Origin of the sequence: Halorubrum kocurii JCM 14978 (genome assembly GCF_000337355.1) — an archaeon.
GTDB lineage: Archaea > Halobacteriota > Halobacteria > Halobacteriales > Haloferacaceae > Halorubrum > Halorubrum kocurii.
Map to the genome: position 1 here is coordinate 1 of NZ_AOJH01000099.1, position 24,804 is coordinate 24,804.

Here is a 24,804-nt window from a genome sequence, read left to right on the forward strand (position 1 = left end):
AGCGGGCGGCGCTGGTCGCCGAGCGCCTCAATCGGACCGAACAGCGGCTCTCCGAGATCGAACGCCGACAGCGCGAACTCCGCGAGCTTCGCGACGCCGGGGAGCTCACACAGGGCGAGTTCGCCGCCCGTATGGCGGAGACGGGGGCCCGCGCCGAGACCGTGAAGCGCGAGGCGAACCGGAGCGCCGCCGTCGCCCGCGACCTCCCGGACCCGGTTCGCCGGGCGCAAGGCCTCGACGGCGAGCGGCTCGACGCGGTTCGCGAGCGGGCGAACGGGGCGAGCGGCCCGGAGGTGTCGGCTATCGCCCGCGGCGTCGCGGGTAACGGCGTGGGTCAGCCGCTCGCCTCGAACCGGCGTGGACCACCGGCTGGCGCGCCCGGAGCCGGGAACGGGACCGGCAACGCGACCGGACCGGGGGCCGGCGGACCGTCGGACGGTGACGGCGCCTCCGGGAACGGCAGCGGGCCGATGAGGAACGCGAGCGAACCGGTCCCCGGAGCGGACGCGGCGTCCGGTGAGGACGGAAACAGGATGCCCGGAAACGACGCCGCCCCCAGCGGCGGTAGCGGCGACGGCGCCGAGACGAACGCGAGTACCGGCGACGGCGGGACGAACGACGCCTCCGACGGAACTGGGACGAACGCGAGCACCGGCGGCGACGCGACCGACCGCGGGACCGACGGGGCCGGACCGAACGAGTCGTCGCCCGGGGGCGAAGCCGGTCCCCGCGACGACGCCGGTGACCGGGGATCCGGGAGCGGGTCCGCCGCCGCCAGCGCCGTCGCCCAGGTCGAGACCCTCACCGACCGCCTGACGGGCTCGTGGGCGGACGGCACCGACGCCCTCCGCCGGGCCGTCTCCGGGATCGATGGGTAGGCCGGACCGCGGCCGGGCGCTTCGGGGCCCGAACGACGGCTCGCTCGTGCGCGCGACGGGCTCCGCGCGGACGGCGTCGACACGCCGACCGTGATAGGAAGCGATTTATCCGAGCCTCGTAACTCCCCGTCCGTGCAGCGAACGGTGCTCCTCTTGACCGTCGTCGCCGCGCTCGTCGTCGGTGTCGGCCTCGCGTCGGTCGGGGCCGCTCAGAGCGGTGCCGGTGTCCCGGCCGGCGGGTTCGAACAGATGGACGTCGATCCCGATGACATCCTGATCGAGGTCACTGTCGAGCCGGACGGCGACGCGGTCTGGGAGACCCAGTACCGGATCCGCCTCGCGAGCGACGACGAGGAGCAAGCGTTCGAAGAGCTCAAGGCGGACGTGGAGTCGGATCCGGGGGCTTACACGGGGCGGTTCAGCGACCGGATGTCGTCGACGGCGGCCGTCGCCGAGAACGCGACCGGGCGCGAGATGGCCGTCACGAACACGACCGTCACGGCCGAGCAGCGCGAGCTCCCGCAGTCGTACGGCGTCCTCACCTACCGGTTCGAGTGGAGCAACTTCGCGGCCGTCGACGGGGACCGGCTCCTCGTCGGCGACGCGATCGACGGGCTGTTCCTCGACGAGACCACGTCGCTCATCGTCTCGTGGGGCGACGGCTATCAGCTCGGCGACGCCTCCCCGTCGCCGACCGAGACCCGCGACAGCGCGGTCGTCTGGCAGGGGCCGGACGACTTCACGGAGGGGCAGCCGCGCGTGGTGATCGAGCCGGCGGGCCGCGCCGCCGGGCCGGTCCTCTTCGTCGCGATCGGACTTCTCGCGGCGGTCGTCGCCGTGATCGGCTACCGCCGTCGGCCGTGGGGGAAGTCGGCTCCGAGCCCGCCGTCGGACGCGCCGGATGCGACCGTCGACGGGGCGACAGACGAAGCGGGGGATTCGGGGAGCGCGGCGGCCACCGCGGCCGCGAGCGACGCCGACGAGAGCGACCCGTCTGGCGGCTCCGCGGCCGGCACCGCCAGCGACGCCGGCGGGGGCGACGGCGCCGGGAGCGGGGGCGACGCCGGCGGGGGCGAGAACGGGGCCGACGAGGGCGCCGACTCGGCGCCGCCGGTCGACACCGACCTGTTGAGCAACGAAGAGCAGGTGCTCCGGCTCGTCGAGGCCAACGGCGGGCGGATGAAACAGAAGCGGGTCGCCGAGGAGCTGGACTGGACCGCGGCCAAGACGAGTCAGGTCGTGACGGGGCTCCGCGACGACGGCGACCTCGACGGGTTCCGGCTCGGGCGCGAGAACGTCCTCTCGCTCCCCGACTACGACTCGGCCCCGGAGAACGACGACGCGGACGGCGACGAGGGCGACGCCGCCGAAGAGTGACCTCGCCGCCGGGCCTCAGAGGTCTCGCGACCGACCGAGGTGCTGGAGTTCGCCGCCGCACTCACAGGTGCCGCCCGATTCGGAGCGCGCACCGCATTCGAAACATTCGTACAGTTCTTGTCCGTTCGCCCCTGATTCTGGTCGCATATTGTGTGATATGCTACCAAGAGTATTAGCTGGTGCCCTAATATTCTTTACAGACTATAATCAGAAGTGCGGCGTTCTATGCACGAACGATCGATTCCGTCGGTAAACTCTGGCACGACGAGCGAGTTCGACGGAGAAGTCCGGGCGTTCCAGCGGCTCCGTCTGGCGTCTCTACCGACTCGAGATCGCTCCCGTGACTCCTCTCTTCCACTTCACGGTGGTCCGTCAGAAGAGCCGGAGGAGGGATTTGAACCCTCGACCTATTCCTTACGAAGGAATCGCTCTGCCAGCTGAGCTACTCCGGCACGCATCATACCATTCCCGAACGGAAAAATAAGGGTTCCGAAACCGCGACGACACGGTCTACGAGATCCCCCGACGCCGACCGGTTCCACTCGACTATCGAGAGCGAACAAGTGTTGGAGTTCGTTTCGAAATATTCGCCGTCCCGTTCGAATCAGTGAGTTGAATTGCAGATAGTCACAAGAATATAAGGAAAAAGCATATATACGTGTTTGGACCTCAATCAAAGCGTGACAACACCGATCGTGTGCCGCGATGGCGGGGATCGACTCCCCCGACGGTGTCTGCCCGGTCGGAGCCCGTGCCGGGCGTCGCTCGTCCCGCCGGTCGCGACCCCCACCGCGACCCGGCGCGACAGTCACCCTATCAGCGATCCGACACGGCCGACGTGTGATCCACGTCTCTGACGTGCCAAGCGCGAAATCGCCTCTGGTCTCGACCGTCTCGCGGCCGTGGACTCTTGTCATGTGACGGGCCTGCAGCCGTCCCGACCCGCCGGCGTTCTCCGGGTGGGACGGCGGTCACGCCGTCGACGCGTACCACTTTTCCCGCCAGCGAGCGCTGGGGGAACTCACGTTCGAAACGAGGCGCCGGCCGCCGGAACGCCCGACGACTCCCTTACTCGAAGAGCCGCATCGGGGCCCGCGCGGCCGCGGAAAGTCCGCTCACCGCGGCACCCACGGCCCCCGCGAGCCGCGCCTCCGCCGGCGCGACGCCGAGCTCGCGGGAGAGCAGTCCCGGCCGGGCGTCGGCGCCGAGGACGGCGACCGTTCGCCCTCGGACCCGTATCTCGGCGGTGAGGTCCGTCGCGGTCAACAGCGCGGCCGGGCCGCGGGCGTCGGCGTCCTCCGGCAGGCTCCGCGCGACCCGGACCGCGTCGCGAACCGTTGCCGCCTCGATGAACAGGCGATCGCCCGTCGAGCGGACCGGGAGCTCGACGCCGGCAGCGGTGAGCGTCAGGTCCTCCGTGGTGACCGAGAGCGGTGCCCTCGCGTCAGTCCTGTTCACGGGTCGTGACCCGAACGGTGCCGTCGAGCCGCCAGCTGGCGTGTTCGACGTCCTCCCCGGTACCGCTCGGCACGTCGACGCTCATGTCCTCGAACTCGTAGACGATCTCCGCGTTCCGTCCCGTCAGCCTGTCGTAGAGTCCGATGGCGAGGTCGGGCCACGTCGTCGTCTCGTCGATGCGCTCCTCGGGGTCTACGCTGTCACTCATGAATAATCGTACGTCACACAGCAATATAAAAGTGTCACACGATCGAAACCACGGCGGTGAGCCTCCCCCAGGACTCCGAATCGCGAACCGCCGCAGGGACGGGTGGCGGGAGACCCCAAATCGGCTCGGCTCGGGCGCGACTCGGCGTGAACGCGGACCGGCTCGGCTCGGGTGCGACCCGGCTCGAGCGCGGTTCAAGCCCGCGTGAGCCTGACGTCCAGACAGACGTTGTACTCGTGGGGCGCGTACGAGCGGACGACGCGCTCCGTCTCGACGGTCGCGTCGTACGTATCGCCGGCGGCCGCGCGGATCGCCCGCGCGCCGGGGCCGAACGGGTCGTCCTCGTGTTGGATGTCGTAGTAGTGGACGACGCAGTCGTCGCCCGCCAGCCGAACGGCCGTGTCGAGGAACTCGTCGGCGGAGTGCGGGAGGTTCATCACGAGCCGGTCGGCGACCCCGGCGTACTCGTCGGCGACCTCCCGCACGTCGCCCGCGATCGCGGTCACGCGGTCGCCGACGCCGTTGCGTTCGGCGTTCTCGCGGAGGTACTCGACCGCGCGCTCGTTGAGGTCACAGGCGACCACGTCAGCGCCGCGGCCGGCCATCGGGACCGCGTAGGGACCGACCCCGGCGAACATGTCGACGACCGTCTCCTCGGGGGCGACCTGCTCGATCACCCGGTGGCGCTCGGTGGCGAGCCGCGGGGAGAAGTACACCTCGGCGACGTCCAACGCGAACTCGTGGCCGTACTCGCGGTGGACTGTCTCGGTGCCGTCGCCCGCCAGCACGTCCCAGCGGCGGACGCGCAGCTCGCCCTCGATCGGGGAGGCCCTGTTGAGCACCGTCTCGCAGGGCACGTCGGAGGCCATCACCGCCTCGGCGATCTCGCGGGCGCGCTCGTCGTCGTCCTCGTCGATGATGACGATGTCGCCGAGCCGCTCCAGCGAGGGCTCGTACCCGAGGATCGCGGCCGGGGTCCGCGGGCGGTCGCGCTCCGCGGCGTCGCGCTCGACGATCGTCGGGGCGAGGTCGACGGGGACCGCCTCGGAGTCAGTGACGGGGATGTAGATCGTGTCGCCGTCGACCGCGATCTCGTGGTCGCCGTCGAGGGCGTCGGCGTCGGCGAGCCGCTCGCGGACCGCCTCGCCACGCTCGCGCTCGACCGCGACGCAGGGAACGCTCATTGTCGCGAGAACGCGCGGCGAGTCATAAACGCTGACGCTTTCGCGGCCCGGGAGCGCTGCGGGAGGGCGGGCTCGGTCAGTCGAACGGGTACCGCGCGGTCGATCCGCACTCGCGGCACCGGACGACGACCCGGCCGGGGCGGAGCCGGACGCGGCTCGTCTTCCCCGGCCGGAGGTAGACGCCGCAGTCGCCGCAGGTCTTCCGGGAGAACTCGGCGGGGACGCCGCAGCGGTTCCGCTCGGCGATCCGGCGCGCGAGCCCGACGTACTCTCGCGCGCGGTCGTACTCGTCGTCGACGACGGCCTCGCGGGCGAGCGCGAGCAGCCGGTCGATCCGTTCCGACGGGATCCCCATACCTCGCCGGGGGTGACGGACCGGCAAAGTCGTTGCCATCGAGGAGCGGCCCCCGAACCCTCCGGAGGCGATCCCCTCTGTGGCCCGCCAACCCGCACGCTTTTTTAACGGCCCGCGCGAACGACGCGGCATGAAGGAATCCCTGATGGACGTCGTCTGCTGCCCGCTCGACAAGGCCGACCTGGACCTCGACGTCGACGAGCGAGACGACGACGAGATCCTCGCGGGGACGCTCACGTGCACCGAGTGCGGCGAGACCTACCCGATAGAGGACGGCATCCCGAACCTCCTCCCGCCGGACATGCGCGACGAGGCGGCGGCGTAGGCGCGGACCGCTCCCTCGTCTCGTACTGCATCTTTTTTTAGTGTGAGTGCGTCGACCCGTACGTGTCGACACTCTCCGTCGAACTGAACGGGGACGCGGTCCACTCGATCCGGGCGCCCGACCGGTTCGAGACGACCGGCCCGTTCGCCGTCGCGCTCGAGAACGAGGGCCGTTCCACGCACGTCCATCTGCACTTCGACGACGACCTCGACCGGGTCGTTTCGCTGGCCGAAACGAACCACTTCGTCGACGACGAGGCAACGAAACACGTCCACGTCTCCGTCGCGGACGCGGCGGAGCCGGTCCGGGGGAAGCTCAAAATCGTCACCGGCTACGGCTCCGAGACCCGGTACGTCAACGTCCGGGTCGACCCCCCCGAGGACCCAGTCCCCGAGAAGGTCGCCGTCGACGAGGCGTTCACCAAGCCGCCGGAGCGCCCGCCGGAGGTCACGCCGTCCCAGCGCGCGGCGAAGGCGATCGACCGGCTGATCGAACGGGGCGGCGTGCCCGGCGCGGTCGCCGCGTTCCTCGCGCTCGCCGGAGGGGTCGCCGTCGCGCTCGCGCTCGACAGCGCGGTCGTCTCCGTGGTCGTCGCCGTCGTCCTGACGGTGTCGCTCGGGGCGGCGCTGCTGGCGGCGTGGTGACGGGCGCGGACGCGGCGGACGCTCGCCGCCGATCGCCGCGAATCCGGGCGCTTTTAAGCGTGCCAGCGGAACGTCTGAGCATGAGCTTCGAGAAGGAAGACGAGGTCGTGCTCCACGACAAGCACAGCGAGTACGACGGCGAGTCGGGCACGATCACGCAGGTCATGGAGACGATGTTCGGCGACGCGACCTACACGGTCAGCTTCGAGGACGGCCAGGAGACCGGCGTCCCCGAGGACGCTCTCGACGCCGTCGAGAGCGAGGAGTAACTCCCCCGTTTTTCCGACCCGCATGGCAAAAGTCCCGTTCCACTACGTCGACCTCCGTGCGTTCGCGTACGCCACCGAGGACGAGAAGCGGGTCGCGGACGCCCTTCGAACGTTCCTCCCCGAGGACGCCGAGCTGGACCGCGTCGAGAACGTCGGCCACCACGGCGACCGGATCGTCGTGCTTTCGGCCCGCATCGAGAACGCCGACGGGATGCGACACGTCCTCGACCGGCTCTCCGGGCTCGACGAGGTCGACCGCGTGATCGACGAGCTCGACCAGCGGGTCGACGACAACTGCGCGCTGTTCCTCCGCGTCGACAAGCAGGCCGCGTTCCGCGGCGACGTCCGGCTCGGCCCCGGGATCACCGTCCGCGCGAAGGTCGAGGCGTACCCGGCGAATAAGGAGGCGGCCGTCGAGAACGCCCGGGAGACGCTGGGGCGGCTGGCGGACGACGGAGACGACGAGAGCGGCGACGACGACGACGAAGACGACACTTCCGACGACGACGACGAAGACGACACTTCCGACGACGACGACGACGAGACGTAACCGCCGGCTGGCGGAGCCGGCGCCCCGCCCGCACCGCCGGCGTGCCTTTTTACCACCGCCCGCCGTCGAGTCGCCCATGAGCGACCCGTTCGTCGTCGTCGGTGCCGACGCGGCAGGGCTGAGCGCGGCCAGCAAGTTCCGCCGCGAGGCGCCCGACCGCGACGTCGTCGTCTTCGAGAAGGGGCAGTGGATATCGTACGCCTACTGCGGGATGCCGTACTTCATCGAGGGGCGCATCGAGCGCATGTCGAACCTCCTCTCGCTGTCGCCCAGCGAGGTCGACGAGCGCGGCATCGACCTCCGGCGAGGCCACGAGGTCGTCTCCGTCGACCCCGATGCGAAGACCGTCGCCGTCGAGACGACCGACGGAGACACCGTCGAGCAGGCCTACGACGACCTGCTCGTCGCCACGGGCGGTCGCGCGTCGGTCGGCCCGTTCGACGTGCGCGGGCTGGACGGGGCCTTCACCCTCCACGACATGGACGCCGCGGCCGCGATCGACGCGTACATCGCCGAGCCGGACGAATACGACCCCGACCGCGCCGACGTGAGCGCGGTCGACCGCGAGCGAGTCGACCGGAACGCCGCGATGGCGGCCCCCGAGACCGCGGCGATCGTCGGCGGCGGCTACGTCGGCGTCGAGATGGCCGAGGCGCTGTCCGGCCGCGGGCTCGACGTCCACCTGTTCCACCGCTCCGGGCACGTCCTCTCGGACTTCGGCGAGGCCGTCGGCGAGCGCGTCGAGGCCGAGCTCGTCGAGCGCGGGGTGACGGTCCGCACGAACGCCCCCGTCGAGGACCTCACCGGCGACGGCCGGATCGAGGGGATCGCCTTCGACGGCGCGGACGGCCCCGAGACCCTCCCCGTCGACATGGCGATCGTCGGCGTCGGGATCCGCCCGAACACCGAACTCCTCGACGGGACGGGCGTCGAGACCGGCGCGGGCGGCGCGATTCGCACGGACGAGTACGGCCGGACGACCCTCTCCGACGTGTACGCGGCCGGGGACTGCGCGACCGCGATCCACGCCGTCACCGGCGAGGAGGCGTGGATGCCGCTCGGACTCACGGCGAACCGGGCCGGCCGGGCGATCGGCGCCACGATCGCCGGCGACCCCTCGCCGGTCGGCGAGATCGCGGGCACTGCGGTCGTGAAGGCGTTCGACATGGAGGCCGGCCGCGTCGGCCTCGTCGAGGACGAGGCGGCCCGCGAGGCCGGCTTCGACCCGGTCCGCGAGACCGTGACCGCCGGCTCCCGGTCGGGCTACTACCCCGGCGCGGCGCCGACCGACGTGACCCTCGTCGCCGACCGCGACACGGGTCGGCTCATCGGCGGGAGCATCGCCGGCCCCGACCGCGCGGCGATCCGGATCGACACGCTCGCGACCGCGCTGGAGGCCGACATGACCGTCCCGGAAGTCGAGCGGCTGGACCTCGCGTACGCGCCCCCCTTCTCGCCGGTGTGGGACCCGATCCTCGTCGCCGCGAAGGTACTCAACGGGACGCTCGACGGCGACTGACGGAGCGCGTCAGTCGTCGGCGGTCGCCTCCGAGTCGCTTTCGGGAGTCTTGTTGCCGATTCCGGCGACGACGCGCCCGACCGCGTAGCCGGCGACGCCGATGGCGACCGCGGCCGCGAGGGCGGCGCCGAGCGGCTCGCCCACGGCGACGAGGAAGGGGACCGGGTCGGCGAGCGGGATCGCGTACGGCTCCGGGCCGACGGTCCGCAGGAGGGCCGCCGCGAGGGGCCCGTACGCGAGGAGAACCGTGGGGAGCACGCCTCCGCCAACCGCGGCGAAGGCGACGACGCCGACCGCGGTCAGGGCGGCCAGGCCCCCGGCGACAGGGGCGGCGAGCGCCTGCGGAACGGCGAACCCGCCCAGCGAGGCCGCCGCGTCGGCCGCGATCCCGACCGCGTCGAAGGCGACGTACGAGACGGCGAAGCCGACCGCGCTCCAGACGGCGGCGCGCTCGAACCCCGTCTCGCCGAGGGCGACGCGAGCGAACCGCCCGGAGTCGTCAGTGTCCGCCGTCATTCCGGACGGGTCGCGCCCCGGCCTTCCCGGCCGGGGGTGAGGTTGCCGTGTTCGTCGATCTCGCCGGCGACGATACGAGTCGAGGAGATGCGCTCGCCGTCCTCGGCGGGGACGTGGTCGACCACGACGAGTTCGAGGGGTCCGTGGCCGCGCTCGCGGCGGATCTCGTTGATCCGTTCTCCACCCGCCCTCGTCTCCGGGGAGACGATCAGCGCGTCGAACTCCGGTTCGACGGCGATGCCGGTCGGGTCCGTCAGCTCGCGGATCTCGAACTCGTGACCGTGCTCGTCGGCGAGGTCGGTCAGCTCGGCCTCGAGGTCGCGCTTCCGGCGGTCGTACGGGCGGACGTACCGCTCGACGTGTCGGGTCTTCGGCGCGAGCTCGTCCGACGTGAGCCCGACGGTCACGTCACCCAGCTCGAACGCCCGTTCGAACAGCTTCCGGTGGCCGTCGTGAACGGGATCGAACGTACCACCCAGCGCGACGTTCATGCACATCGGTTGCGCGGACGGGACTTAAAACGTCTCGAAGCGGGAGCGACCGAGCGCGACCTATTTGTCGCCCGCCGTCTCGCCTTCGTCCTCGCCTTCGCTGGCATCGGCGTCGGCGTCGCTCTCGTCGTCCTCGTCCCCGTCCCCGTCGTTGCCCTCGTCGTCGTCGTCGACCGAGATGTGGACCGGCTCCGAGTCGCCGTCGGGCGACTCGCCGCCGAGCCGTCGGTCGAGGTTGAACACGGCGTTGAGCTCTCGCTGCACGTCGCCGACGACGCCCTGTACCAGCTCGCTCGGCGCGATCGCCTCGTACTCGTAGGGGTTGTTGCCGGCGCCGCTCGCCTCGCGCTTGTCTCGTTCGACGGTGCCCTCGTCGTGGAGCTCCGCGAGGGCCTCGCGGACCGTGCTCGGGTAGAGCCCGGTGCCGTCGGCGACCTCGTCGCTGGTGCTGTTCGGGTTGTCGCGGAGGTAGACGTAGATCCGCGCGCGGGTCTCGGTGTCGAGCAGCCACGAGAGGAGGTCGACGACGTTGTCGTCGAACCCCTTGACGGCCTTGTCCGCGCTCTCGCCGAGCCGCTCCTTGGTCTTCCGCAGCTCCTCGCGGGTCCGCTCGGTCGGCGAGTCGTCGTTGGAATCGAAATCGGGGTCGTCAGCGAGGTCCTCGTCGGAGTCGTCGACAGAATCGTCCGTTGTCATACAGGAAACTGCGGTCCGCGCGCCCAAAAGCGTTTCTCGTCGTTTCGGTTCCGACGGAACGGGCTCGGGGCTACGGCGACAGGACGAGGTCGTCACAGAGCGCGTCGAGCCCGTCCTCCTCGCGGAGCCGCCGCTGGCGCTGGCTCCCGCTCTCGGCCGCGTACACGTCCCGGATCCCGTCGATCCCGAGGCGGTCGCACTCGTCGTCGACCACCTCGCCGAGCGGCGCCGTGTCCTCGCCGTCGCGGGTGATGAAGGAGGCGTCGTGCCCGTGGCGGATCGCGCGCCACTTGTTCTCGTCTAACAGCTCGCGGCGCAGGCTCGGCGGGGACTCGCCGTCCGCGTAGCGCTCGGCGTAGTCGACCACGAGGGCGTGGACGTACTCGGCCAGCGCGAGGGTGACCGCCGGGTCGCGCTGGGCGTCCGGCGCGCGGACCTCGACCGTGCCGTGGCCGGTGTGCGGGCGCACGTCGAACCAGAGCTCGCCGCGGTCGTCGATGGAGCCCTGCTCGACCATCCGGCGCTCGTAGCGCTGGAAGGCGTCGAAGTCGTCGAACGCGGAGGGGATCCCGGTGTTCGGGAGGTTCTCGAACACCTTCGCGCGGGCCGAGGCGAGCCCGGTGTCGAAGCCGTTCCAGAACGGCGAGTTCGCCGACAGCGCGAGCAGCACGGGCGAGTGCCACCGGAGCCGGTTCGCAATCTGCACCGCCTTGTCCGCGTCGTCGACGCCGACGTGGACGTGGAGCCCCGCAGTCGTGTTGCGGTGTTGCGGGTACTGTATCCGGTCCAGCTGCGCCTGGTACCGCGGCTTCTCGACGTGGTCGAGCTCCCGCCACTTCGCGGCCGGGTGGAGCCCGGCGGCCGCGATCCGATACCCGTCGGCGGCGGCGTGGTCGACGAGCGCCTCCCGCACCGTCGCGAGGGCGTCCGCGGCGTTGGCGGGGTCTTCGATCCGCGGCGTCTGCGCCTCGATGGTACACTGGAACAGCTCGTGATCGAACCCCTCGGGCACCTCGCTCGGCGGGTCGCGGCCGTACACGAGGTCGTCGGTCCCGGACGTCGGGCGTCCGTCGGCATCCGCGATATAGAACTCCTCTTCGATGCCTAGCGTTCCCATGCTGGCGAACGCGTCCCGCGAACCGAGATCCATTACCGCTTCGTACCGGTCGCGCGTTCTTATAAGGATTGGAAGGCGGAAGCGCGACCGATGAGGACCAGACTTCCGACGGTGGCGCGCGCCTCCGAGCGCCCGGTGAAGGGCGCGAGGAGCGCGCGCGAGGGAGTCAGTCGGCCGGAGCGAAGCGGAGGCCGACTGACGAGGCTGGGGAGGCGTGGGGTGCGGGGTGGGATTCGAAGGGGCAGCCTCGCGGCCGGGGCTTCGGCGGTATCCGTGTCGGTCAGCGGCTGATAAACGAGAAGACAATCGTCCAGCCGAGCGGCTGGCGCTTCGAAGCGTCGAATTCGAATTCACAGGGACCGAGCCGCGAAACGACCGAGAATCCGAGGTATTTCCCGACAGACCTCCCCACAAGATACTTGTTACGTTGAGTGCGGGTACTTGGCATGAATCGACGCCGGCTCGTCGCGGGGCTCCTCTCCGTCGGCGCGGTCCCGCTGGCTGGATGCGCCGGCGCCGGCGAATGGAATCCGACGGTCGACGGCGACGCGCTGACGCTCTCGCCCGGCGAAGAAGCGACCGTCACGGTCCGGGCGACCGATATCGGCGGCTTCGCCTTCCGACCGCCGCCCGAGGGAATCACCATCGGGACGGCCGCCTCGGAGCGGAGCGTCTCCCCGCCGCCGGACTCGGGGGAGGACTCCGCCCCGGTGGTTCTGGGCGCGACGCACCGACGTGACCGTCGAGGCACCGATCGCCGTCCCGGAGACCGCGGAACCCGGCGAGTATCAGTACGGAGTCGCGGTCTTCCCGGACGACGACTCCGAACGGAGCGTTCGCGAAGCGTTCGAGATCACTGTCACCAACGGGTGACGCGGTGCCCGCGTTCGACGTCGGCGGTCGGTGACGACTTCGGTAGAGCCGAACCGGAGCGTCCCTCGACGAACCGGTCTCAGAGAATAGGTCAGCGAAACCGCGAATCGATCGGAAAACGAGTCGGCGGCGCGCGGTCGCGCGCCCGATTCCCTTCACTCGACGCCCCCTTCGTTCACCCGAGGACGTAGCGCAGGGCCGGGAACCTCTCGGTCAGCGTCTCGCCGCCGACCTCGATAGCCTCGATGTACGCGTCCAGTCCGAGGACGCGGCCCGCGCCGAACGCGGCGACCGTGAGGAACACGACCGCGTACACCAGCGTCGAGTCGAACAGCGCGAGCGCGTCGCCGCTCCACCCGCCGAGGTAGAACAGCATCATCTGCATCGCGCCGCCGAGCGCGGCCAGCCGGACGAACGCCCCCGCGATGAGCGCCGCGCCGATGAGCAGCTGCGTGGCCGGGACGAAGACGTTGACGAACTCCATCAGCGCCGCGTTGGACGCCATCGCGGCGTACAGCCCGCTGACCGGGCTTGCGGGGTCGATGTTCGCGAGGTACCCCGCCGCGTCGAACGGCCACTCCGAAACCTTCCCGAGGCCGGCGAACAGGATCATCCCGCCCATGGTCGCCCGGAGCAGGACGATGAACAGCGCCGACAGTGAGTGGGCCTTCCCCAGGAGCGTGACGCCGCCGATCTCTCCACCGAACTCGTTTGTGGTTTTCGTGGACATTGTGTCTCTCCTCACCTGCGAATACGCCGAGGGAACACATAAACTCGGAAGCGAGTTCTCTTTATCGCGGAACGGACCGGCGAACTCCCCGCGTCGTTTGGGTTTTTAAATATCCGTCTCGGACGCGTCGCCACGTCCGGTGACCGGACGGACCGGAATATCCCCGTTTCGCCCCGCTCACCACGCTTCGCCGCTCGCCAAGTCAACGTCGGCGTCGCCCTTCTCGGAGGGACACACGTCGGCGAGCACGCAGTCGCCGCAGTCCGGATTGATCGCGGTGCACGTCGCGCGGCCGTGGTCGATCATCAGGTGCGTGAACTGCTGCCAGTCCTCCTCCGGGACCACGTCGAGGAGGTCCCGTTCGATCTTCGTCGGGCTCTCCTCGTCGGTGATTCCGAGCCGGCGCGTGAGCCGCTGGACGTGGGTGTCGACGACGATCCCCTCGACGACGTCGTGACCGTGCTGCAGCACGACGTTGGCGGTCTTACGGCCGACGCCCGCCAGATCGGTCAGCTCCGACATCGTGTCGGGCACCTCGCCGTCGTACTCCTCGGCGATGTCGGCGCAGGCCGACCGGATGTACTTCGCCTTGTTGTTGTAGTAGGTGATCGAGTTGATCGCCTCCGCGAGCTCCTCTTGGGGCGCGTTCGCGTACTCCTCGGGCGTCTCGTACGTCTCGAAGAGGTCGGCACACACCTTGTTCACGCGCTCGTCGGTACACTGCGCGGAGAGGATCACGGCGATGAGAAGCTCCAGCCGGTTCGAGTAGTTCAGCGAGATGGTCGAATCGGGGTACTCCTCGTAGAGTCGGTCGAGGACCTCCTCGACCTGCTCCTCCCGCGGCTGCAGTGGCGTGCCCATACGGATCCCTCCGCCCGGGCGCCATTGAACGATCCGGAAGCGACGCGGTCGGACTCTCATCCGCAAGCGACGCGGTCGGACTCCCCGACGAGAGCCGGCCCGACGAACAGACGCGGTCTGCCGGACACGTCGAACCGGCAGATTCAGGTCGCCGCCGCGACACGTCGAGTCGTGTCCCGGTCCCGCGATCGACGGCGGCGGCGCCCCGCGTACAGCCGCCGGCCGCAGGAGTTCTACTGGCTGTGGATCGCCGCGACGGCGACGTACGGCGTCGGCGACATCGTCTCGACGATCGCCTTCCTGGAGTACGTCCCGACGATCGCGGAGGCGAACCCGGTGGTCGCGTTCGCGATCGACTCGTTCGGACTCGGCGGGCTGGTCGCGCTGAAGATCGCCGTCTACCTGATCATGCTCTGGATAAGCGTCCAGGGCGCCCGCGAGGGCGACGGCCTCCTCTACTACTTCCCGCCGGTCCTCCTGACGCTCGTCGGCACCTATCTCACCGCGAGCAACGTCCGCCTGCTGTGGCTCGCCTGAGTCGGGTGCCGCAAGGGGAGGCGCGGGCTCGCCGTCGACGTTTTATATACTGCCACCGAACCCTGTCCATGGAAACGACCCGTCAGCGCATCGCCGACACCCTCCGCGAGGGGCCGGCGACCGCGAGCGACCTCGGCGAGACGCTGTCGCTGCCGACGCACGTCGTGTACGACCACGTCGAGCACGTCTCGCGGTCGGTCGACGGCGACGCGGAGCTACTGGTCGCGCCGCCCGCGTGCCGCGACTGCGGCTTCGACGGCTTCGACGACCCGATCAACGAGCCCTCGCGGTGCCCGGAGTGCAAGAGCGAGCGGATCGACGAGCCGGCGTTCGTGATCCGGTAGGAGCGGTTTACCGCCTACAGCTCCTCGAGCAGCGTCGCCGCCGCGTCGGCCGACGACCCCGGACCGCGCGCGGTGATCAGGTCGCCGTCGACCGTGACGCTCGTGTCGGCGTCGAGCTCGGCGTCCCAGTCGGCGCCCGCGAGGACGACCTCGTCTTCGACCCAGTACGAGAGCTTCCGGCCGTCCGGCATCACGTCGTCGTCGTCGACGATGTCCTCCTCCCACGCGTTCGGGAAGCCGGTGACGGAGCGCCCCTCCACGAGGGGGGTCCCGTCGGCCTCGCGGGTGAAGGCGAGGATCCCGACCGCGTGGCAGACGACGAGCGCGACGCCCTCCTCGCCGGCGACCGCGTCGAGCAGCAGCTGGCGGGCGTGTCGGTCCTGGTTCACGTCCCAGACGGTGCTGTGGCCGCCGGGGAACACGACCGCGTCGTAGTCGTCGGCCGCGACGGTCGCGATCGGCTCGGGGTCGTTGAGCTTCGGGTGCTCCTCGTCGACCGCGCGGAGCTCGGCGACTCGCTCTTCGCCCCCCGCGGCCTCCGGGTCGAGCGACCGCTCGTCGACGACCGGCGGCGACCCGGACGGCGTCGCGACCGTCACGTCGACGCCCTCGGCTTCGAGCGTCGTCAGCGGCTCGATGCACTCCTCGGCCCAGTACCCTTCCTCGCTCACGATGAATAGCGCGCTTGTCATGCGTGGCTGACTGTTGACGCCCTCGACGTAAAAGGCGACCGCGCCCGGAAGCGACGAGGGGCGCCGCGAGGTTTATACGGAGTCGCAACGGGCGGCGCGTCGTCCGCCGCCCCGCGTCGCCGACGCGCTCACGTCGTGAACAGCTCGGTGTCGTCTGGGACGGCGAACAGCCCCATTCGGACGCCGGCGTCGAGCCAGCCGTAGCCGTACGAGTACGACGCGAGCGCGTTGACCGGGTCGCCGTCGTCGCGGAAGTGCCGCCCGTCCTCCAGGTACGACTCGGCCATCTCCAGCACGTCGGCGGCGCCCTCGCCGAGCGGCGTGTGGACGGGCGGGCGCGGCTCCGCGACCGCCAGCGCGTCGGCGAGCATCCGCTCGTAGCGGTCAGTCTTCTCCTCCAGGTCGGCAGGCATACGCGAGTGTTCCGACGGGCGGACAAAAGCGATCGGGGTCGGACGGGCGACGATCCGAAGATTTTCCACCCGTCCGCGTGAGCGCCAGTCATGAGCAGAGCGACATCGTGTGCGTATACGCACGATGTCGCTGGGGAGCGGTTCGACGACGTCGACGGGCAGGCGTGGCGATGCCCGCACGACCGACACGCGGACACCGACTACTGCGTCTTTCACCAGCCGGTCCGGTCGCTCGCCGAGCGAGGGATCTCGGCCGACCGGATCGGGGAAGCCGTCGTGGAGACCGTCGAGTCTAGTGAGACGGACGAAAACAGGATTTTCGGCGCGGTCTGTCCGGGAATCGGTCTCGAATACGCTGTCGTCGACGGCGAGACCACCCACCCGATCGACTTCCGCGAGTCGTGGATACTCGGACCGGTCGAGTGCCACAGCTGTCGGTTCGCGAACGTCGTCCGGTTCGACGGTTCCGTTTTCGAGTCGCGGGTCGTGTTCGAAGACGGGACCTTCACTGCGAGCGCGAGCTTCACCGACGCCGAGTTCCGCGGCCCGGTCGCGTTCAACCTGACGACGTTCAGGCGGTGGGCCGACCTCGGCGGTGCGACCTTCCGCCGTGAGGCCTGTTTCAGGGCCGCGGTGTTCGAGAAGGGACTGTTCGGCGTCGGTGTCGTCTTTCGCGACGCGGCCGACTTCATGAACACGCGGTTCGACTCTGTGGCGAACTTCTACGGCGCGACGTTCGACTGCGGCGGCCTGTTCTCCTCGACGAAGTTCCGCGCCGACGCGAAGTTCACCGCCGCAGCCCTCGGCGCGCCCGTCGCGGTCGGGACGAACTTCGTCGACGACCCGTCACTGGTGGACTCGGAGCTACCGTACCGGGACGGAGAGATCCCGGAGACCTGTCTGGTCCTCTCGTCGGCGCGCTGCGGTGGCGATCTCCAGTTGGCTGAGACGACCGCGGAGTCGCGGGTCTCCGTCTTCGACGTCGACCTCGCCGGGGACATCGAGCTGCGCGAACTGGAATCGGTCTCTGGGGAACCGATCACCGTCGATCTCCGGAACGTCGACTCCATCTCAGGGACGATCGAGATCACCGATCACCTCGCGTTCGACTTCGGCGGGAGCGTGCTCGGAGACGTCCGGCTTGAGGGGATCGAGGTCACCGACCCCGACCTCGAGAGCTTCCGGTTCGAGAACGCGGTCTTCGAGGGGTTCGACTTCGGAGCGTATCGGTCGCTGTTCGATCGGCTGGAGTGGCGGCTCTACGGGGAAGACGACTCGACGCCGTTCGAGCGCGAGAACACGTATCTCCGAGCGAAAAACGGGGCGATCCAGGTGGGCGAAAACGCCGCGGCGCGCGAGTTTCACTTCCGGGAACTGTTGAATCGCGGCCGGTCCCACCGCAAACGGGCCTTCGGCACGGCCGCCTCGAAGCGCGACGGTGCCGGTGGCGCGTCCCGGGTTCGGTTCGCGCGGAAGTGGCTCAGCAACCAGGTGCTTCGGTACACGTGCGGATACGGGGAGCGACCGGGACGCGTCGTCTTCGCGTCCGTTGCGGTGGTCGTCGCCTACGCGGTCGTTTACGCATTGCTAGGCGTTCAACTGACGTATCGAGGGCCGCTCGCGCCGCTCGCGTTCAGCTTCCAGTCGTTCAACGCGCTCGTGTTGGGGATCCCGGAGGTGTCGACGCCGGGACTCGGCGTGGTCGTTGCCAGCGAGGCGTTCATCGGCCCGTTCTTCGTGGCGATTTTCGTCTTCGCGATCACCCAGTCGGTCGGCAGGTAGGGCCCTATGCGCTCGCCTCCTCCGGGAGCGCACCGAGGGATGCCCCGTCAGCGGAGCGTCGTTCGTCGTCGCGGACGCCTGAGACAGGCGGACGGGGCGCCCCGGCGAAAGCGCAACGACGATACCCCCGGGGCCGAAACGGGCGGGCATGTACGAGGCCGTCCACGCCCGCCCCGACGGCGACGCGACCGCCGCCCGTCACGCCGCCACCGCGGCGCGCTACGGCTACGACGGAGTCGTCGTCCGGACGCGGGACGCGCTCGATCCCGCCGGGGAGCGCGGCGAGCCGTCGGACGAGGCGACCGCGATCCGCGAGGCGTCCGGGATCGACGTCGTCGACGCGGTCGAGATCGACGCCGACGACGCCACCGGCGCCTCGGGCGCGGTGGGCAACTACCGGTCGAGCCGCACGGTCGTCTGCCTCGTCGGGGGCGACGACGGCCTCAACCGGTTCGCGGTCGAGGAGCCCCGCGTCGACGTGCTGGTCCGCCCGATGGGCGGTCCGGGCGACTTCAACCACGTCCTCGCGAAGGCCGCCCGGGACAACGGGGTCCACGTCGAGTTCGACCTCGGTCCGCTGTTCCGCGCGACCGGGGGGAAGCGGGTCCGCGCGCTGGCGGAGCTGCGGAAGCTCCGCGAGATCGTGACCTACTACGACGCGCCCCACGTGGTCAGCGCGAACCCGCGGTCGCACCTCCAACTCCGGGCGCCGCGCGAGGTCGTCGCCGCCGCCGAGGCGGTCGGGTTCGACGCCGAGTGGATCGAGGAGGGGCTTCGGGCGTGGGGCGAGATCGCGGGCCGCAACCGCGACCGTCGCTCCGAGGCCTTCATAGAGCCGGGGGTCCGACGGGGGAGGTATGAAGAAGACGGTTGAGGAGCACGCCGCACGCTTCTCCGAGAAGGCCCCCGAGTACGACGACTCGAAGAGCGACGAGTACCACGCCTGCGCGAGCCTCGTCGTCGACCACGCCGCCCCGAGCGCCGACGACGTGGTCCTCGATCTGGGCGCCGGGACGGGCGCCATCGCGCTCGCGCTCGCGCCGGACGCCGAGCGCGTGCTCGCCCGCGACATCAGCGAGGGGATGATGGAGGAGGGCCGCCGCAAGGCCGACGAGCGCGGGATCGCGAACGTCGAGTTCGCGTACGGCGAGTTCCGCGACCCCGAGGTCGACTCGGACCAACGGATCGACGTCGTCACCTCGAACTTCGCGCTCCACCACCTCGCCGACGACGAGAAGCGCGAGGCGATCCGCGAGATGGCCGCCACCGGCGCCAGCCGGATCGTCCTCGGCGACGTGGCCTTCTTCGAGAACCCGGACCCCGACGCGCCCTTCTACGGCCCCGAGGTCGACGATCCGGCGACCGTCGGCACCCTCGTCGAGCTGTTCACGGCCGAGGGGTTCGCGGTGACCGCGGTCGAGCGCGTCCACGACCAGGTCGCCGTGATCGTTGCCGAGCGTCTCGGCGACCGGGGCGAAGTCGTGCACTCCGGGTGACCGCTCCGTGAAACACCTCCCCAAACACCTCCGCCCGCGCTGGCGGTACCTCGCGGTCGGGATCGAGACGTGGCCCGACGCCGAGATCGGGCGGCGAGGGTTCCAGCGCGCGCTGTGGTACGCCGCGGGCAACCTCCTCGGCGACGCCGGCAGCGCCGACGCCGACCTCACGCTTCTGGCCTTCTCCCACGGGGACGGGGAGGGCGAGGCGATCGTCCGGGCTCGCCATGGCCACGTCGACGACGCGCGTGCGGCGATCGCGTGCGTGAGCGACGTCGACGGGGGCCCCGTCGGGATCCGCGTTCGCGGTATCTCGGGGACGGTACGTGCCTGTGAGGAAAGATATATGGGTCGCGCGAGCGGACCTTCAACACAGCGAGACGTCGCGTTCGAGGACGCCGAGCGGTCCGCTGTCGTGCGCGGCGACGCGCGCGACGTGTGGACCGGATCGGGATACGTCGGCGCGGCGGCGTTCGACACTGAGTGATATCATGCAGGGACAATCCCAACAGCAGGCGTACGACCGAGGAATCACCATCTTCTCTCCCGACGGCAGGCTCTATCAGGTCGAGTACGCCCGGGAGGCGGTGAAACGCGGGACCGCGAGCGTCGGCGTCCGCGCCGAGGACGGCGTCGTCCTCGCGGCGGACAAGCGCGCCCGGTCCCCGCTGATGGAGCCGGAGAGCATCGAGAAGCTTCACAAGGCCGACGACCACGTCGGCGTCGCGAGCGCGGGCCACGTCGCCGACGCCCGCCAGCTCATCGACTTCGCGCGCCGGCAGGCGCAGGTGAACCGCCTGCGCTACGGCGAGGCGATCGGCATCGAGACCCTGACGAAGAACATCACCGACCACATCCAGCAGTACACGCAGGTCGGCGGCGCGCGCCCCTTCGGCGTCGCGCTGATCGTCGGCGGGATCGAGAACGGCGAGCCGCGCCTGTTCGAGACGGACCCGTCGGGGACCCCCTACGAGTGGCAGGCGCTCTCGATCGGCTCCGACCGGAGCGACCTCCGCGACTACCTCGAAGCGGAGTACGAGGAGGGCCTCTCGACCGACGAGGCGGTCGCGCTCGCACTCGACACGCTCGCGCAGCCGAACGACGGCGAGCTGTCGCCCGACGGCGTCGGCGTCGCCACGATCACCGTCGACGACGAGGAGTACGCGGAGCTGACGACCGACGAGATCGAGACGATCCTCGACGAGCGCGACCTGCTCGCGGCTGACGAGGACGAGGAAGACGAGACGGACGCCGACGGCGACGCCGCCGACGAGGAGTAACCCGACTCCGGGCGGTCAGTAGACTTTCTGCCCGATTTTGTTTTGAGGCCGCGAGAAGTTGATATCGATTGGTGCGTGACTCTCACTGGGTAGTCGTTCGAGGAGGAGTATCACCAGCCTCAACCGCCGTGAGAGAAACACAAATAGATAATAAATTAATATATCTGTTAAATTTAAGTTTTATATTCTAGTAAAGCTTGTTCCCGCACGGGGATGGTGTAACAGTATGGGTGAATCGGTGGACGCGGACAAATGCGAGACGGTACTGATCGTCGACGATCAGCCCAACGAAGCTGATCTCTACTCCGAATTTTTAGCTGACTATAGGCGCTAATCCTCCGTCCTCAAGGAGCGAACGAAGTGAGCGAGTAGGGCGGGGATACAGCGCCGTCATCGTTTTAGTTTCACTGCACGGCATGGCCTTACTACCCCTGCGGTCGATGTCAGTAGTACGATGCTCACCACGCTTCCGGCGGTGTTCAAGCGCGACAAGAAGCGCGCACCCTCGGTTGTGGCTGAGTGTCCATCCGGTAGGAGTGGGACACTCCGAACCACCCGTAAAGGGAAGCCGCCTGCGGAGTCTAGAGCCGCTGTGTCCACGTCGGATACAAGCTCCGACGCAGAAACAGGAATCCCTGTCCTCAACAAGCGAGGGGCGGGTAGCCCCGAGCGCGGTAGGTCAGGGTAGTTCACCCGAAGAGCACACGATTTTGACGGCGTACTCCGGGACGGAAGCGCTAGAGAAGCTGAGTCCGGACGTTTCTGTCGTGTTGCTTGATCGGCGGATGCCGGGACTCTCCGGTGACGAGGTGTTGGAGGCGATTCGAGAACGCGGGATCGACTGCCGAGTCGTCATGGTAACTGCGGTCTCCCCCGGTCCGGACATACTCGACCTCCCGTTCGACGAGTACCTCGTCAAACCGGTCTCCCGCGACGAGATGCAGACCGCCGTCTCGCGGATGCTCGTTCGTGCCACCTACGACGAGACGGTCCAAGAGATCGTCGCCATCGTCTCAAAGATGGCGACGCTCGAGTCGAAGTTGTCCCTCGCGGAAATGGAGGCCAGTCCGGGATACACCGCACTGACGGAGCGGTATGCCGAACTCCGAGCGGAAATCGACCTGCGAGACTCGGACGACAAGATGTACGTCGAGTCTTCGACGGAAAAGATGGACGGAGTATTCGGCTGAGTAATCGCTTCTTACGAGCGACCGAGCGGTGTCGCTGGTGACGTTCTCTCGGCGATCGCCGAGTCTGCGGCGACGGCCTCCAACCCTCTTGCCGCCGGGGACGGCCACTCGGAAGCGCGCGCCACGCGGAGTCGTTCCCGGTCCGCTGTTCCGCCGCCGGTCGGGAGAGTTATGCCGTCGGGGGCCGACCGACGACGCGTGCAGAAGACGGTACTCATCACCGGCTGTTCCTCGGGCATCGGACGCGCCGCGGCGCGCGCGTTCCTCGACGAGGGGTGGACCGTGTACGCGACCGCGCGGAACCCCGCGGACATCGAGACGCTCGGCGAGGCGGGCTGCGAACTGGCGACGCTCGACGTCACGGACCAGTCCGACGTCGACCGCGTCGTCGACCGCGTCCTGGACGAGGAGGGCGCGATCGACGCGCTGATCAACAACGCCGGCTACGGTCAGTTCGGTCCGGTCGAGGACGTGCCGACGGCGAAGGTCCACGAGCAGTTCGACGTGAACGTGTACGGCCCGCATCGACTCGTCAAGGCCGTCCTCCCCGGGATGCGCCGCGAGGGCGACGGGACTGTTATCAACGTCTCGTCGGTCGCCGGCCGGGTGTCCTTTCCCGGCGGCGGCGTGTACAGCGGCTCGAAGTTCGCGGTCGAGGCGCTGTCGGACGCGCTCCGCAACGAGGTCGCGGAGTTCGGAATCGACGTGGTGGTCGTCGAGCCCGGCCCCGTGCGAACGAACTTCTCGGAGCGCGCGGAGCGGGAGGCGGGACGCGGCGAGGGCGAGCCGGATGCCGGCGACGGCGGGCTCGACCCCTCCGGCGCCTACGAGGAGCTCTACGGGGTCATCGAAGACACGCAGCTGATCGGCGGCGACGGCCCCGGCGCGGTCGAGCCCGAGGTCGTCGCCGACGCGATCGTCAACGCCGCGAGCGCGACGCAGCCGCCCGCCCGCGTCCAGCCGGGCACCGCCGCCCGGATCGGTGTGCTCGCGCGGTACCTCCCCGACGCGATCCTCGACGCCGGGTACGGGTTCGTCCGGAAACTCACGTCGTAGGCCCTCCGACGACCGCTTCTCTCCATTCGCTCACGCGTCCGGTAGCCGCCGGTATGCGACTATTTTCGTTCAGTGGAGCGTATTCCTTAGTATCTTCACCAAAGAATTAAGTCCACACGCTTGAAGTAGAAATCCATGTCACTCGATGACATTCAACTCGATAGACGCGAGCTGATGGCGACGACCGTCGGCCTGTTCGGCACGCTGGGGGCCGTCGGCGGCGCGTCCGCGGCGGACCTCGTCGAGGTGAACGTCGGCGTTCGGAACGACGCCGGCCGGTCGGCCGCGAAGCGCGCGGCGGCCGAGGTGAAACGCGAGTTCGCCTTCGACGCGCTGACGATCCGGGTCGCGCCGGCGGCGGCCGAGAACCTCGAGAACAACCCCAACGTCCGGTACGTCGAGGAGAACGGGACGATGGAGGCGTTCGAGCAGACGACGCCGTACGGGATCGAGACCACCGACGCCGACCTCGCCATCGACGACGGCGACACGGGCGCGGGGGTCGACGTCGCGGTGATCGACACGGGGATCGACGCGCAACACGAGACCCTCCAAGCGAACCTCGGAGAGGGCTGGGCCGCCACCGACGCGGCCTGCACGACGAACTGCGGCGGGGGCGGTCCCGGCGGCGGCGGGGGCAACGACATCGGCGAGTGCCTCGCCGAGTGGGACGACGACAACGACCACGGGACCCACTGCGCGGGCACGGCGGCGGCCGCCGACGACGGGGCGGGCGTGCTCGGAGTCGCGCCGGAGGCGACGCTCCACGCCGTGAAGGTGCTCGCGTGCGACGGTTCCGGCTCGTTCGACGACATCGCGGCCGGCATCGAGTGGTCCGCCGACCAGGGCCACGACGTACAGAGCATGAGCCTCGGCGCGGACACCGACTCATCGGTGGTCGGCGACGCGCTCGGGTACGCCGCCGACCGGGGGGTGGTGATGGTCGCCGCCGCCGGCAACAGCGGCCCCTGTACCGACTGCGTCGGCTTCCCGGCCCGGGACGACCGGGTCATCGCCGTGTCCGCCACGGACGAGACCGACGCCCTCGCCGACTTCTCCTCGACGGGCCCGGAGGTCGAGCTCGCCGCGCCGGGCGTCGACACGCTCTCGACGGTCCCCCGCGACGACTACGCCGAGTTCTCGGGCACGTCGATGGCCTGTCCGCACGTCTCCGGGGCGGCCGCGCAGGTTATCGCCGACGGCACGACGGACCGGGACGCGGTCCGGACCGCCCTCCTCGACGCGGCCGACGACGTCGGCCTCGCCGAGAACGAACAGGGGTCCGGGCGGCTCAACGTCGCGGACGCGCTCGGCGGCGGCGACGACGGGAACGATGCCCCGACGGTCGACGACCTCGGCGTCTCCGAGGTCGAGACCGACGACGGGGACGCCGAGTTCGACGCGTCGTGGGCGGTCTCCGACGCGGACGGGAACCTGGACGCCGTCGACCTGACGCTGACGGACGACACGGCCGGTGAGACCGAAGAGCAGACTTCGGTCGGCGTGAGCGGCGACGCGGCGAGCGACGCGACGCGGCTGGTCGCCGCCGGCGACGACGGGAGCGGGAACGACTACACCGTCGAGCTGGTTGTGACCGACACCGAGGGTGCGTCGACGACGGACGCCGCGAGCGTCACGGAGAGCGAAGAGAGCGGCGACGGCGACAGCGCGCCCGCCGTGGACGAGTTCGCCGTCACCGACGACAGCAATCCCAACTGGTCGCGTCACACGGTCGAGTGGACCGTCTCGGACGCCGACGGCGACCTCGCGACCGTCACGACCGAGCAGCTCACCGGGGACGGGAGCGTCGTCGACACCGTCTCCACGAGCGTGAGCGGGGGCAGCGCGTCGGACGCCGACGACCTCGAAAGCCGGCGGACGTCCGTCGCCGAGATCCGGCTCACCGCCGTCGACGACGCCGGAAACGAGACGTTGGAAACGAAGAGCGTCTGACGGGCCGCGG

The 24,804-nt window shown here is 69.7% G+C and carries 31 protein-coding genes and 1 tRNA gene; 18 read left to right on the forward strand and 14 right to left on the reverse strand.

What is annotated here, in order from left to right; translation table 11 throughout:
• Together C468_RS17695 and C468_RS15535 are read left to right on the forward strand one after the other, a co-directional pair.
• On the forward strand, positions 1-878 hold an 878-nt coding region (locus C468_RS17695), incomplete at its 5' end, for a hypothetical protein (RefSeq protein ID WP_008849856.1).
• A 132-nt stretch (positions 879-1,010) separates the two neighbouring features.
• Positions 1,011-2,255, forward strand: a complete 1,245-nt coding sequence (locus tag C468_RS15535; RefSeq protein ID WP_008849857.1) for a helix-turn-helix transcriptional regulator — start codon at positions 1,011-1,013, stop codon at positions 2,253-2,255.
• 15 nt (positions 2,256-2,270) lie between these two features.
• Here the strand turns inward: C468_RS15535 and C468_RS18205 are convergent, their stop codons facing one another.
• From C468_RS18205 to C468_RS15560, 6 genes are all read right to left on the reverse strand, one after another.
• The gene (locus tag C468_RS18205; RefSeq protein ID WP_152422937.1) at positions 2,271-2,402 is read right to left on the reverse strand and encodes a rubrerythrin-like domain-containing protein; all 132 of its coding nucleotides are present in this window, start codon (positions 2,400-2,402) and stop codon (positions 2,271-2,273) included.
• A gap of 232 nt (positions 2,403-2,634) precedes the next feature.
• A tRNA-Thr gene (locus C468_RS15540) sits at positions 2,635-2,707 on the reverse strand.
• A gap of 616 nt (positions 2,708-3,323) precedes the next feature.
• Positions 3,324-3,713: a hypothetical protein gene (locus tag C468_RS15545; protein ID WP_008849858.1), complete on the reverse strand. Its 390-nt coding sequence runs from the start codon at positions 3,711-3,713 to the stop codon at positions 3,324-3,326.
• On the reverse strand, positions 3,700-3,921 hold the full coding sequence (locus C468_RS15550; protein WP_008849859.1) for a hypothetical protein: 222 nt from the start codon (positions 3,919-3,921) through the stop codon (positions 3,700-3,702). The genes C468_RS15545 and C468_RS15550 overlap by 14 nt, the downstream gene beginning before the upstream one ends.
• Before the next feature lie 194 nt (positions 3,922-4,115).
• Positions 4,116-5,105 carry a class I SAM-dependent methyltransferase gene (locus C468_RS15555; RefSeq protein WP_008849860.1) on the reverse strand — a complete coding sequence of 330 codons (990 nt, stop codon included), beginning with the start codon at positions 5,103-5,105 and terminating at the stop codon, positions 4,116-4,118.
• 76 nt (positions 5,106-5,181) lie between these two features.
• A complete protein-coding gene (locus C468_RS15560; RefSeq protein WP_008849861.1) occupies positions 5,182-5,460 on the reverse strand; it encodes a ribonuclease P protein component 4 in 279 nt (92 codons plus the stop codon).
• Between the two features lie 130 nt (positions 5,461-5,590).
• Here C468_RS15560 and C468_RS15565 point away from each other — a divergent pair, with 130 nt between their 5' ends.
• From C468_RS15565 to C468_RS15585, 5 genes are all read left to right on the forward strand, one after another.
• Positions 5,591-5,785 carry a methytransferase partner Trm112 gene (locus tag C468_RS15565; protein WP_049912277.1) on the forward strand — a complete coding sequence of 65 codons (195 nt, stop codon included), beginning with the start codon at positions 5,591-5,593 and terminating at the stop codon, positions 5,783-5,785.
• 62 nt (positions 5,786-5,847) lie between these two features.
• Positions 5,848-6,429, forward strand: coding sequence for a DUF7524 family protein (locus tag C468_RS15570; RefSeq protein ID WP_008849863.1), 582 nt, complete (start codon positions 5,848-5,850; stop codon positions 6,427-6,429).
• 80 nt (positions 6,430-6,509) lie between these two features.
• Positions 6,510-6,698 (forward strand): hypothetical protein, encoded by a 189-nt coding sequence (locus tag C468_RS15575; protein ID WP_006113388.1) that lies wholly within the window; start codon positions 6,510-6,512, stop codon positions 6,696-6,698.
• A 22-nt stretch (positions 6,699-6,720) separates the two neighbouring features.
• The gene (locus tag C468_RS15580; RefSeq protein ID WP_008849864.1) at positions 6,721-7,248 is read left to right on the forward strand and encodes an RNA-binding protein; all 528 of its coding nucleotides are present in this window, start codon (positions 6,721-6,723) and stop codon (positions 7,246-7,248) included.
• Positions 7,249-7,324: 76 nt separating this feature from the next.
• The gene (locus tag C468_RS15585; RefSeq protein ID WP_008849865.1) at positions 7,325-8,767 is read left to right on the forward strand and encodes an FAD-dependent oxidoreductase; all 1,443 of its coding nucleotides are present in this window, start codon (positions 7,325-7,327) and stop codon (positions 8,765-8,767) included.
• Positions 8,768-8,776: 9 nt separating this feature from the next.
• On the opposite strand, the gene C468_RS15590 is transcribed toward C468_RS15585, so the two are convergent.
• The 4 genes from C468_RS15590 to C468_RS15605 form a co-directional block, all read right to left on the reverse strand.
• Positions 8,777-9,283 carry a hypothetical protein gene (locus C468_RS15590; protein WP_008849866.1) on the reverse strand — a complete coding sequence of 169 codons (507 nt, stop codon included), beginning with the start codon at positions 9,281-9,283 and terminating at the stop codon, positions 8,777-8,779.
• On the reverse strand, positions 9,280-9,774 hold the full coding sequence (locus tag C468_RS15595) for a phosphopantetheine adenylyltransferase (protein ID WP_008849867.1): 495 nt from the start codon (positions 9,772-9,774) through the stop codon (positions 9,280-9,282). The genes C468_RS15590 and C468_RS15595 overlap by 4 nt, the downstream gene beginning before the upstream one ends.
• 60 nt (positions 9,775-9,834) lie before the next feature.
• On the reverse strand, positions 9,835-10,470 hold the full coding sequence (locus tag C468_RS15600) for a winged helix-turn-helix domain-containing protein (RefSeq protein ID WP_008849868.1): 636 nt from the start codon (positions 10,468-10,470) through the stop codon (positions 9,835-9,837).
• Between the two features lie 70 nt (positions 10,471-10,540).
• Complete coding sequence (locus C468_RS15605; protein ID WP_008849869.1) at positions 10,541-11,620, reverse strand: glutamate--cysteine ligase; 1,080 nt, start codon at positions 11,618-11,620, stop codon at positions 10,541-10,543.
• A gap of 702 nt (positions 11,621-12,322) precedes the next feature.
• Here C468_RS15605 and C468_RS18390 point away from each other — a divergent pair.
• Positions 12,323-12,460 carry a hypothetical protein gene (locus C468_RS18390; RefSeq protein WP_161609731.1) on the forward strand — a complete coding sequence of 46 codons (138 nt, stop codon included), beginning with the start codon at positions 12,323-12,325 and terminating at the stop codon, positions 12,458-12,460.
• 175 nt (positions 12,461-12,635) lie between these two features.
• Here C468_RS18390 and C468_RS15610 read toward each other — a convergent pair whose 3' ends face one another.
• Together C468_RS15610 and nth are read right to left on the reverse strand one after the other, a co-directional pair.
• Positions 12,636-13,190: a DoxX family protein gene (locus C468_RS15610; RefSeq protein WP_008849870.1), complete on the reverse strand. Its 555-nt coding sequence runs from the start codon at positions 13,188-13,190 to the stop codon at positions 12,636-12,638.
• A 177-nt stretch (positions 13,191-13,367) separates the two neighbouring features.
• The gene (gene nth / locus C468_RS15615; RefSeq protein ID WP_008849871.1) at positions 13,368-14,051 is read right to left on the reverse strand and encodes an endonuclease III; all 684 of its coding nucleotides are present in this window, start codon (positions 14,049-14,051) and stop codon (positions 13,368-13,370) included.
• A 171-nt stretch (positions 14,052-14,222) separates the two neighbouring features.
• On the opposite strand from nth, the gene C468_RS15620 reads away from it, so the two are divergent.
• Both C468_RS15620 and C468_RS15625 read left to right on the forward strand, forming a co-directional pair.
• Positions 14,223-14,588 (forward strand): hypothetical protein, encoded by a 366-nt coding sequence (locus tag C468_RS15620; protein WP_008849872.1) that lies wholly within the window; start codon positions 14,223-14,225, stop codon positions 14,586-14,588.
• Positions 14,589-14,656: 68 nt separating this feature from the next.
• Positions 14,657-14,932, forward strand: coding sequence for a transcriptional regulator (locus tag C468_RS15625; RefSeq protein WP_008849873.1), 276 nt, complete (start codon positions 14,657-14,659; stop codon positions 14,930-14,932).
• Between the two features lie 14 nt (positions 14,933-14,946).
• Here C468_RS15625 and C468_RS15630 read toward each other — a convergent pair whose 3' ends face one another.
• Positions 14,947-15,624, reverse strand: a complete 678-nt coding sequence (locus C468_RS15630; RefSeq protein WP_008849874.1) for a DJ-1/PfpI family protein — start codon at positions 15,622-15,624, stop codon at positions 14,947-14,949.
• A gap of 128 nt (positions 15,625-15,752) precedes the next feature.
• On the reverse strand, positions 15,753-16,037 hold the full coding sequence (locus C468_RS15635; RefSeq protein WP_008849875.1) for a DUF357 domain-containing protein: 285 nt from the start codon (positions 16,035-16,037) through the stop codon (positions 15,753-15,755).
• 90 nt (positions 16,038-16,127) lie between these two features.
• On the opposite strand from C468_RS15635, the gene C468_RS15640 reads away from it, so the two are divergent.
• The 8 genes from C468_RS15640 to C468_RS15675 all read left to right on the forward strand — a co-directional run bounded on the left by C468_RS15640 (position 16,128) and on the right by C468_RS15675 (position 24,794).
• Positions 16,128-17,819: a pentapeptide repeat-containing protein gene (locus C468_RS15640; protein WP_008849876.1), complete on the forward strand. Its 1,692-nt coding sequence runs from the start codon at positions 16,128-16,130 to the stop codon at positions 17,817-17,819.
• Positions 17,820-17,967: 148 nt separating this feature from the next.
• The gene (locus C468_RS15645) at positions 17,968-18,693 is read left to right on the forward strand and encodes an RNase P subunit p30 family protein (RefSeq protein ID WP_008849877.1); all 726 of its coding nucleotides are present in this window, start codon (positions 17,968-17,970) and stop codon (positions 18,691-18,693) included.
• Positions 18,677-19,315, forward strand: coding sequence for a class I SAM-dependent methyltransferase (locus C468_RS15650; protein ID WP_008849878.1), 639 nt, complete (start codon positions 18,677-18,679; stop codon positions 19,313-19,315). Before C468_RS15645 ends, C468_RS15650 begins: the two co-directional genes overlap by 17 nt.
• 7 nt (positions 19,316-19,322) lie before the next feature.
• Positions 19,323-19,802 (forward strand): Rpp14/Pop5 family protein, encoded by a 480-nt coding sequence (locus C468_RS15655; RefSeq protein ID WP_008849879.1) that lies wholly within the window; start codon positions 19,323-19,325, stop codon positions 19,800-19,802.
• Between the two features lie 4 nt (positions 19,803-19,806).
• Positions 19,807-20,595 (forward strand): archaeal proteasome endopeptidase complex subunit alpha, encoded by a 789-nt coding sequence (psmA, locus tag C468_RS15660; protein ID WP_008849880.1) that lies wholly within the window; start codon positions 19,807-19,809, stop codon positions 20,593-20,595.
• 710 nt (positions 20,596-21,305) lie between these two features.
• On the forward strand, positions 21,306-21,785 hold the full coding sequence (locus C468_RS19045) for a HalX domain-containing protein (protein ID WP_241431020.1): 480 nt from the start codon (positions 21,306-21,308) through the stop codon (positions 21,783-21,785).
• Between the two features lie 171 nt (positions 21,786-21,956).
• Positions 21,957-22,841 carry an SDR family oxidoreductase gene (locus C468_RS15670; protein ID WP_008849882.1) on the forward strand — a complete coding sequence of 295 codons (885 nt, stop codon included), beginning with the start codon at positions 21,957-21,959 and terminating at the stop codon, positions 22,839-22,841.
• A 135-nt stretch (positions 22,842-22,976) separates the two neighbouring features.
• Positions 22,977-24,794 (forward strand): S8 family serine peptidase, encoded by a 1,818-nt coding sequence (locus C468_RS15675; protein WP_241431021.1) that lies wholly within the window; start codon positions 22,977-22,979, stop codon positions 24,792-24,794.
• Positions 24,795-24,804 lie beyond the last annotated feature (10 nt).

What these genes read in the sequence shown, in the direction of transcription:
- C468_RS15670 (WP_008849882.1), top strand. Translation starts at nt 21,957, where the DNA reads ATGCCGTCGGGGGCCGACCGACGACGCGTGCAGAAGACGGTACTCATC.
- C468_RS15610 (WP_008849870.1), bottom strand. Translation starts at nt 13,190, where the DNA reads ATGTCCACGAAAACCACAAACGAGTTCGGTGGAGAGATCGGCGGCGTC.
- nth (WP_008849871.1), bottom strand. Translation starts at nt 14,051, where the DNA reads ATGGGCACGCCACTGCAGCCGCGGGAGGAGCAGGTCGAGGAGGTCCTC.
- C468_RS15630 (WP_008849874.1), bottom strand. Translation starts at nt 15,624, where the DNA reads ATGACAAGCGCGCTATTCATCGTGAGCGAGGAAGGGTACTGGGCCGAG.
- C468_RS15645 (WP_008849877.1), top strand. Translation starts at nt 17,968, where the DNA reads ATGTACGAGGCCGTCCACGCCCGCCCCGACGGCGACGCGACCGCCGCC.
- C468_RS15650 (WP_008849878.1), top strand. Translation starts at nt 18,677, where the DNA reads ATGAAGAAGACGGTTGAGGAGCACGCCGCACGCTTCTCCGAGAAGGCC.
- C468_RS15625 (WP_008849873.1), top strand. Translation starts at nt 14,657, where the DNA reads ATGGAAACGACCCGTCAGCGCATCGCCGACACCCTCCGCGAGGGGCCG.
- C468_RS15565 (WP_049912277.1), top strand. Translation starts at nt 5,591, where the DNA reads ATGAAGGAATCCCTGATGGACGTCGTCTGCTGCCCGCTCGACAAGGCC.
- C468_RS15675 (WP_241431021.1), top strand. Translation starts at nt 22,977, where the DNA reads ATGTCACTCGATGACATTCAACTCGATAGACGCGAGCTGATGGCGACG.
- C468_RS15560 (WP_008849861.1), bottom strand. Translation starts at nt 5,460, where the DNA reads ATGGGGATCCCGTCGGAACGGATCGACCGGCTGCTCGCGCTCGCCCGC.
- C468_RS15555 (WP_008849860.1), bottom strand. Translation starts at nt 5,105, where the DNA reads ATGAGCGTTCCCTGCGTCGCGGTCGAGCGCGAGCGTGGCGAGGCGGTC.
- C468_RS15580 (WP_008849864.1), top strand. Translation starts at nt 6,721, where the DNA reads ATGGCAAAAGTCCCGTTCCACTACGTCGACCTCCGTGCGTTCGCGTAC.
- C468_RS15590 (WP_008849866.1), bottom strand. Translation starts at nt 9,283, where the DNA reads ATGACGGCGGACACTGACGACTCCGGGCGGTTCGCTCGCGTCGCCCTC.
- C468_RS15600 (WP_008849868.1), bottom strand. Translation starts at nt 10,470, where the DNA reads ATGACAACGGACGATTCTGTCGACGACTCCGACGAGGACCTCGCTGAC.
- psmA (WP_008849880.1), top strand. Translation starts at nt 19,807, where the DNA reads ATGCAGGGACAATCCCAACAGCAGGCGTACGACCGAGGAATCACCATC.
- C468_RS15585 (WP_008849865.1), top strand. Translation starts at nt 7,325, where the DNA reads ATGAGCGACCCGTTCGTCGTCGTCGGTGCCGACGCGGCAGGGCTGAGC.
- C468_RS15550 (WP_008849859.1), bottom strand. Translation starts at nt 3,921, where the DNA reads ATGAGTGACAGCGTAGACCCCGAGGAGCGCATCGACGAGACGACGACG.
- C468_RS15635 (WP_008849875.1), bottom strand. Translation starts at nt 16,037, where the DNA reads ATGCCTGCCGACCTGGAGGAGAAGACTGACCGCTACGAGCGGATGCTC.
- C468_RS18205 (WP_152422937.1), bottom strand. Translation starts at nt 2,402, where the DNA reads ATGCGACCAGAATCAGGGGCGAACGGACAAGAACTGTACGAATGTTTC.
- C468_RS15575 (WP_006113388.1), top strand. Translation starts at nt 6,510, where the DNA reads ATGAGCTTCGAGAAGGAAGACGAGGTCGTGCTCCACGACAAGCACAGC.
- C468_RS15605 (WP_008849869.1), bottom strand. Translation starts at nt 11,620, where the DNA reads ATGGATCTCGGTTCGCGGGACGCGTTCGCCAGCATGGGAACGCTAGGC.
- C468_RS15595 (WP_008849867.1), bottom strand. Translation starts at nt 9,774, where the DNA reads ATGAACGTCGCGCTGGGTGGTACGTTCGATCCCGTTCACGACGGCCAC.
- C468_RS15640 (WP_008849876.1), top strand. Translation starts at nt 16,128, where the DNA reads ATGAGCAGAGCGACATCGTGTGCGTATACGCACGATGTCGCTGGGGAG.